The sequence below is a fragment of the Kitasatospora sp. NPDC059747 genome, from assembly GCF_042732955.1.
GTDB lineage: Bacteria > Actinomycetota > Actinomycetes > Streptomycetales > Streptomycetaceae > Kitasatospora.
Genome location: NZ_JBHWGV010000149.1, coordinates 4,433 through 11,568, shown reverse-complemented (window position 1 = coordinate 11,568; position 7,136 = coordinate 4,433). Strand labels below are relative to the sequence as shown.

At 71.8% G+C, this 7,136-nt stretch carries 6 protein-coding genes; 4 read left to right on the top strand and 2 right to left on the bottom strand.

The features are described 5' to 3' along the window. Positions 1–637: 637 nt before the first annotated feature. Positions 638–1,129: a carboxymuconolactone decarboxylase family protein gene (locus ACFV4G_RS38515; protein ID WP_380447386.1), complete on the bottom strand. Its 492-nt coding sequence runs from the start codon at positions 1,127–1,129 to the stop codon at positions 638–640. Between the two features lie 107 nt (positions 1,130–1,236). On the opposite strand from ACFV4G_RS38515, the gene ACFV4G_RS38510 reads away from it, so the two are divergent. The 4 genes from ACFV4G_RS38510 to ACFV4G_RS38495 all read left to right on the top strand — a co-directional run bounded on the left by ACFV4G_RS38510 (position 1,237) and on the right by ACFV4G_RS38495 (position 5,366). Then, the gene (locus ACFV4G_RS38510) at positions 1,237–2,208 is read left to right on the top strand and encodes a pirin family protein (RefSeq protein ID WP_380447378.1); all 972 of its coding nucleotides are present in this window, start codon (positions 1,237–1,239) and stop codon (positions 2,206–2,208) included. Between the two features lie 138 nt (positions 2,209–2,346). Then, positions 2,347–2,979, top strand: coding sequence for a methyltransferase family protein (locus tag ACFV4G_RS38505; protein ID WP_380447376.1), 633 nt, complete (start codon positions 2,347–2,349; stop codon positions 2,977–2,979). A 193-nt stretch (positions 2,980–3,172) separates the two neighbouring features. Beyond that, the gene (locus ACFV4G_RS38500) at positions 3,173–4,123 is read left to right on the top strand and encodes a trypsin-like serine peptidase (protein ID WP_380447374.1); all 951 of its coding nucleotides are present in this window, start codon (positions 3,173–3,175) and stop codon (positions 4,121–4,123) included. A gap of 622 nt (positions 4,124–4,745) precedes the next feature. Continuing rightward, positions 4,746–5,366 carry a hypothetical protein gene (locus tag ACFV4G_RS38495; protein WP_380447372.1) on the top strand — a complete coding sequence of 207 codons (621 nt, stop codon included), beginning with the start codon at positions 4,746–4,748 and terminating at the stop codon, positions 5,364–5,366. Positions 5,367–5,662: 296 nt separating this feature from the next. Here ACFV4G_RS38495 and ACFV4G_RS38490 read toward each other — a convergent pair whose 3' ends face one another. After that, positions 5,663–6,886, bottom strand: coding sequence for a serine hydrolase domain-containing protein (locus tag ACFV4G_RS38490; protein WP_380447370.1), 1,224 nt, complete (start codon positions 6,884–6,886; stop codon positions 5,663–5,665). Between the last annotated feature and the right edge of the window lie 250 nt (positions 6,887–7,136).

The following is a 7,136-nucleotide window of genomic DNA, read 5'->3' as shown; positions in this document are numbered from 1 at the left end:
GTGTCTCGTGTTGTGGGGGGCGGGGGGGCGGGTGGGCGCGGGTGGGGCGCGCGGGGGGGGCGGGTGGGGGCGCCGCGGGGGCGGGCGGCCCCCGCCACGGCGCGGCCCGCGGCCACCACGGCACCGACGGCGAGCGTCGCGGTGGTGGCGCGGAGTCCGCCGTGCCGCAGGGCGGTGTGGATGAGCTTGTGCAACGGAGCCCTCCCGGATGGGGGTCGGCCCCGGGCGTGCGGACACGCCGATGTGAGGCGGCGGGGTCGCGTGCAGGCCCGGGATGAGGGGGAAACGCGCACGTGCAAACGGCTGCCCGGGAGTTCGGTACGGCCGTGGGGCGTCGGCCCGACGGGGCGACGGAGGCCGTTCCGAGCTGATGATGTCCAGGACATGCCAGGGGGTGAGATGCGGGAGCCGTCATGGCTCCGGCGCCTGAAAGGTAGCGAAGCCCGGACCTGTGGACAAGGTGGGTGCCCATGCCATGACCGAGGCTTTGACCGCCATGACCTGGTCTTGACCAGGCGTCATGCCGCCACTGGCGGTCACCCGCCAACCCGCCGGGCCGGCCTGGGGTTTGCCACGCACACGGATCGCCCGAGGTCCGCGCGGGTTGCGGGAGCCGCGCCGGGCCCCCGCCGCACCGTCAGCGCACCGCCACCGGGCGCACCGGGTGCTTGCTCAGGATCGACACCCGGTTGAAGGCGTTGATGGCGATGGCCACCCAGATCACCGCGGAGATCTGCTCGTCCGTCAGCGCCTCGCGCGCGGCGGTGTAGGCCTCCTCCTGGAGTACCGAGTCCGCCGGGGTGGTGGTCGCCTCGGCGAGGGCGAGTGCGGCGCGCTCCTGCGGGGTGAAGAGCTGGGTGTCGCGCCAGGCCGGGAGGGTGCCCAGGCGCTGCGTGGTCTCGCCGACCTGCAGGGCCGCCGCGGTGTGCACGTTGAGGCAGTAGGCGCAGCCGTTGATCTGGGACACGCGCAGGTTGACCAGTTCCACCAGCCGCCGGTCCAGCCCGGCACCCGCGGCGGCCTCGCCCGCCGCGTCGGCCGTGGCGCGCATGGCACGGAAGGCCGCTGGGCTCTCCTTGTCGACGAACACCCGGCGGCGTGCGGGGGCGGCGGTCACGGTCGTAGTCACATCGCTCACGGGAACTCCCTGGACGTCTTCACTGTCGGGCGGCACTGCGCCATGGCATGATAGTCGAAGATAGTTGAAAGTAGAACTTCTTAGGAAGCGAGCACACCGTGACCACCACCGGCACCAATCCTGCCGAGCCGCACGCCGGAACCGGGGAGACCCGCCCCCGGGTGGAGATCCTGCCCGCCCGGGACGTGCCGCTGGGCGGGCCGCGGGCGATGACGGTGCGCCGGACCCTGCCCCAGCGCGCCCGCACGCTCATCGGTGCCTGGTGCTTCGTCGACCACTACGGCCCCGACGACGTCTCCGACACCGGCGGGATGGACGTCGCCCCGCACCCCCACACCGGCCTCCAGACGGTCAGCTGGCTGTTCAGCGGCGAGATCGAGCACCGGGACAGCCTCGGCGTCCACGCCTACGTGCGCCCCGGCGAGCTCAACCTGATGACGGGCGGGCACGGCATCAGCCACTCCGAGGTCTCGACCCCCGCGACCACCGTCCTGCACGGCGTCCAGCTATGGGTGGCGCTCCCGGAGCAACACCGCCACACCACACGGGACTTCCACCACCACGCACCGCGGCCCGTCACCCTGGACGGCGGCGAGGTCCGCGTGTTCCTCGGCACCCTCGCCGGCGACACCTCCCCCGTCCCCACCTTCACCCCGCTGCTCGGCGCCGAGCTCACGATCCACCCGCACGCGACCCTCACCCTCGCCGTCGACCCCGCCTTCGAGCACGCCCTGCTCGTCGACCGCGGCGACGTCACGCTCGCGGGCACGCCGGTGCGCCCGGCCGAACTCGGCTACCTGGCCCCCGGCGCCACCACCATCACCCTCGCCAACACCGGCGACGAGCCGGCCCGGACGGTCCTGATCGGCGGCACGCCGTTCGAGGAGGAGATCGTCATGTGGTGGAACTTCATCGGGCGGTCTCACGAAGACATTACCCGAGCCCGCGAGGAGTGGATGAGCTCCGCGGACTCCGACCGCTTCGGCGCCGTCCAGGGCTACCCGGGCGACCGCCTGCCCGCCCCCGAGCTCCCCGGGATCCCCCTGAAGCCCCGCGGACGCGTGCGCTGACCTGCTGTTTCGCAGGGCGGGGAGGGGTCGGCGAGCCCCCCTCCCCGACGCCTCCACCTGTGGGTGGACGAATGGCGGCCCCGTTCGTCCACCTGCGGGTGGTGGCGGGTGACTGCGCCGCCGGAGCAACCTTGCCCCATGGATTCCCTACGCTCGGTAACCACCTGGCTCACCGACACGTGCGTCGCGGTCTTCTTCGCCGCCTGGATCGCGGGCGTCCTCTACTTCGCCGTGGCGGGCGGTTCCGGCATCCGCGGCTGGCTGCACGGACTGCGCCGCTCGATGCTCCGCCGTGTCCTCCTGGCCGCCGCCGTCTACGCGCTGTTCGCCCTGCTCGACCGGACGCAGGGCTTCTGGCACCACCTCCGGTACTGGCAACCGGAACTCGCCGTCGTGGGCTCCCTGCTGGCCGTCGCCTCCACCGCCCTCCTCCTGTGGGCCCGTTGGGTCCTGGGCACGATGTGGGCCAGTGTTCCCGCCGTCCAGGAGCACCACGAGCTGCGCACCGACGGCCCCTACCGCATGGTCCGCCACCCCATCTACACCGGCCTGCTCGGCCTGCTCGCCGGAGGCAACCTGGCCATCGGCTTCGGCGTCTGGATCGCCTACTTCCTCGCCGCCGTCCCCTGGCTGCTGCTGAGGGTCCGTGCCGAAGACGGCATGATGGCCGAACAGTTCGGCACGGACCACGCGGCCTACCGCAGCCGCGTCCCGGCGCTGATCCCGCGCCGCCGGCCACGCTCGGGTCCACCCGGCACCCGACTGCCTTGACACCCAGAGGCACTCGGCCCGGCCCGCCCGGAACACGTGCGAGACGGGTTCGCGGACGGTAGGGACGGATGCAAACGGGCGACCGGGCAAGGCGTCGCACGGCATGGTGCCCCGTTGGTGATTCCTCTTCGTGATTTCCTCCTCATCCTCGATGATGGGCATGCCAATCCGCCTCGCTGGATGGAGATTGACGATGCGTCAGGTATTGATCGTCCGGCGTGCCACCGCGTTCGCGGCCGCTCTGGCACTGGGCGTCGGGCTCGCCGCTCCGGCCGCGTTCGCCGGAGCGCTGCCCGCAGGCCATCCGGCGGCGGCCGAGCTCGGGGCGTACTGGACCGCCGCCCGGATGGCTGCCGCGCTGCCCGCCGACGCCGAAGGGGAGACACAGCCTTCGGCGGACGGGCCGCAGCCTGGGGAGTACATTCCGCCGAGCCGGAGCTTCGACGGGATCCCGCAGGCCGGGGCGTTCTTCTGGACCGACGCCAACGGCACCGGCCGCACGTGCAGCGGCTCGGTGGTCCGCAGCCCCGGCCGCGATCTCGTACTCGGGGCCGGACACTGCCTCAAGGGGTACTCCGGCACCTCACCGGCGCGCCGACTGGGGTTCGTGCCGCAGTACCACGACGGGCTGAAGCCGTTCGGCATCTTCCCGGTCGCGGAGGACGGCGTGTACGTCGCGCGGGAGTACTACGACCTCGGTGTCCACGCGGGCGCCGCGTACGACTTCGGCTTCGCGGTCACCGCACCGAACCAGGACGGCGAGCGCCTGGAGGAGGTCACGGGCGGCGTCCAACTGCTGACCGACACGGGGTACTTCCACGCACCGGTACGGATGATCGGGTATCCGGCCGGCGCGGAGAAGCCGCTGGGGTGCTGGAGCTGGACCACCGAATGGGCCAGTGACGACCCGGCGGACCCCGGGACCTTCCCGCGCATCGCGTGCGACGGCTTCACGGGCGGGACCAGCGGCGGGCCCATGCTGGTGCCGTGGCCGGGCGGCTGGGCGGTGGTCGGGGTCATCGGCGGCTACCACACCGGTGGCAACACACCCCAGGTGTCCTACAGCGCCTACTTCGGCAGCGCCACCCTCGCCCTGTACCGCGCGGCGGTCACCGGCACACCGCCCGCGGGCCCTGCCGCCTGACGTTTCGGCGGGCCGGTTGTCTCCGAAAGCCAGTGCGGCGGCGCAACGTTGGCGGTCGCGGCCATCGCCCGACCGTCCGGGTCGGATCACACTTGTCGCACTCCGGACCGTGACGAAGGGGAACGAGCCATGACTGCACGGCGGTTGAGAGCACGCGCGGCGGGCGCCGCGATGGTGTTGCCGGCGCTGGCCTGCCCCGCAGCGGCACACGCCGCCGGCGGCCAGGGCCGGACGGCCTGCGGGACGTCGTCCTGGTCGGCAACAGCCAGTCCGGCACCGTGTCGTTCCTGGACGCCACCACCTTCGCCGGCCTCGGCACCTTCGACGCCATCCCCGACCTGCACCAGCGCCTCGCCGACATGGACCCGATCCAGGCCATCGGCTACGCGATCGTCAAGCAGTTCACCGGAAGATCACGTCACCCGACGGCGCCGACGGCAGGGCGCCCGGCCGCCACAAGGTGTGGACCGGCCTCCCCCGCGCGGGTGAGCCGCTCTGCTCCCAGGGAGGATGTGTCGCTCCGGCGCTCTCCGCGATCATCGATTCGCAAGGCGCGCCCACGAGATCGGGCGGACGAAGAGACCGTCCACGCCGACCGGGCGTCCGGACCAGGAGGACCCCCATGACCGCCGGCTCATTTCTGGCACGGCTGCACGGCCGGACAGCGACGGGAGTGCCCCGTTGGGCGGTGCGGGTCGCCTACGCGATCTCGCTGACCGTGCTGCCCTCCGGACTCTGGCGGATTCTGAGCGTTGACCTCCGGGTCCCGCTGATGGATGCCCCGACCGACGGCCGCCCGCCGCCGGACTGGTTCGGCGGCGAGTGGTGGTACGTCATCGGGCTGAGCGCGGTCAGTGAGACCCTCGCGTTCCTGGCGGTCGGTCTCGTGTGCACGTGGGGCGAGGTGTGGCCCCGGTGGATCCCGTGGTTGCGCGGCCGCCGGGTGCCGATCCTCGCCGCGGTCATCCCGGCCGGCGTCGGCGCGACGTTCAACACCCTGCTCTGGCCGTATTCGATGATCATGATCAGTCTCGGTCGCAGGGTCGACGGCGGGGGCGACCTCGGTCTGGGCACGCATGGCTGGCAGGTCTTCGTCTTCTACGCGTCGTACTGGCCGCTGGCCGCTTGGGGTCCGCTGCTCGGCATCCTGACCGTGCACTACTACCGCCGTCGCAAGGCCGCCGAATCGGTCGGCGTGCGCGAGGACGGGGCACGGTCGCCCGCAGTGACGGTCAGTCACTAGAACAGGGAATCAGAGCCAACCACACCTGCGGACTACGGCAGGGTCCACCGCTTGGTTGTCCCCGCCGTTGCAGTCCCACAGTTCGACGGGCGTGCCGTTCGCGGTGCCCTGGCCGGTGACGCGCGGTTGATCGCCCGGGCCTCGGGCCCGGGCCACCCACCGGTCGCAGGCCGTAGCCGTGCGCGGCCGCCAGGCCACCTTGTGCGGGTCCAGGTTTCCAGGCCCCGGAAGATGGCCCGGCGGCCGGTCCGCCGGACTCGTGCTCGTTCCCTGCACGTTCCCGTCGGCGACCGGGCTCAGCCCAGGGGCTGGTCCGGCACCAGCAGGCGGGAGAGCTCCTCCGCGATGGTGGTGGTCAGGTTCTGCACCTGCTGGTCGGTGGTCGGCGAGTACGTGGCGGAGACCGCGATCGACAGGTCCTCGGACGGCAGGTACGCCATGATCGCGGCGTAGCCGGACAGGGAGGGGTTCTGCACGATCCAGCCGTGCACGATGAGGGCGGACATCCCGAAGTGGATGTCCTGGGTCTGCGGCATGCAGACGTCCTTCGGGCAGGTCGGCGTCGCCTGGCCCAGCCCGACGGTGCCCGGGTCGAGCAGGGTCTGGTAGCCGTCGCGCGAGAGCGTCTGCCCCGAACCGATCCCTACGCCCGCCCGGGCGAGGTCACAGATGTTCATGTTGATGACCGCGCCCGGCGCCGTGGTCCAGGAGGGGTTCCAGAACGTCGACTCCTCGTACGTGCCGCGTTCGTGCGTGAAGGCGTGCAGCACGGGGGTGGGGAGGTCGGGGGTGTAGCTGTTCGATGTCGCGTGCAGGCCCAAGGGGCGGTAGATGCGCTGCTCCAGGAGGTGGTCCAGCCGGGTGTGGGTGATCCGCTCCAGCGCGAGGCCGAGCAGCTGGAAGTTGGCGTGCGAGTAGCTGAAGTTGGTTCCCGGCTTGTAGAGCTGGACGTCGAGGTCCGCGTAGTGGAAGACGTCCTGGGGCGTCCACTGCTTGAACGGATGGGCCTCCAGGTCCGTGAGGAAGCCCTGGTCGGTCACGTAGTCCCGGAAGCCGCTGGTGGTGTCGCCGAGCTCGCGCAGGGTGATCTCGTCCGCGTGGGGGATCTCGGGAAGCCAGCGTGAGATGGGGTCGTCGAGGCTGACCTGCTTCTCGTCGACGAGCTGCAACAGGATCGTGCCCATGAACGCGATGCCGACCGAGCCCGCGCGGAAGCGCATGTCCGGGCGGGCCGGTACCTCGGTCATCGACGGACCGACCGCGCCGGTCCACAGGTCGCGCCCGTGCTGGGTCACCCGGGCGATGACCGCCCGCAGGTTCAGATCCCGCCGCGCATTCTCGACGACGTCGCGGATGGCGCGGCCTTGGCCGTCGACCGGTTCCGGGGAGGCCACGCACTCGGACCCCCGGTGCCTGGCGGCGTCCGCGGCGTCGGCGGGTCCGGCCGCGCCCGCGATGAGAGGTACGGAGGACACCAGCAAGGCGGCGGCGCACAGCAGTGCGGTTCTCTTACGAGTCATGCTTCACCATGGCCGCGCCACTCACTGCAAACCGCACAGGACACCACGACAACCACTCCGATGGCGCATGCCCGGTGATGGACCCGCGATGCGTGGGTGCCTCCTGTACCTGTTCAAGCCGTAACCACATCGGATGGCGCATGAGGCGCGGGGCGGGAAAACACATGTTATGGCCGCGCCCGGGCGCCCGCGGGGGGCCCCGCGCCGGGCCGCACAACGGGGGGTGTAAACCCCCCGAAAACCGTTGAAG

Bases quoted from the DNA above. Each gene is read 5' to 3' on its own strand.
- ACFV4G_RS38490 (WP_380447370.1), bottom strand. From the start codon at position 6,886: ATGACTCGTAAGAGAACCGCACTGCTGTGCGCCGCCGCCTTGCTGGTG.
- ACFV4G_RS38505 (WP_380447376.1), top strand. From the start codon at position 2,347: ATGGATTCCCTACGCTCGGTAACCACCTGGCTCACCGACACGTGCGTC.
- ACFV4G_RS38495 (WP_380447372.1), top strand. From the start codon at position 4,746: ATGACCGCCGGCTCATTTCTGGCACGGCTGCACGGCCGGACAGCGACG.
- ACFV4G_RS38500 (WP_380447374.1), top strand. From the start codon at position 3,173: ATGCGTCAGGTATTGATCGTCCGGCGTGCCACCGCGTTCGCGGCCGCT.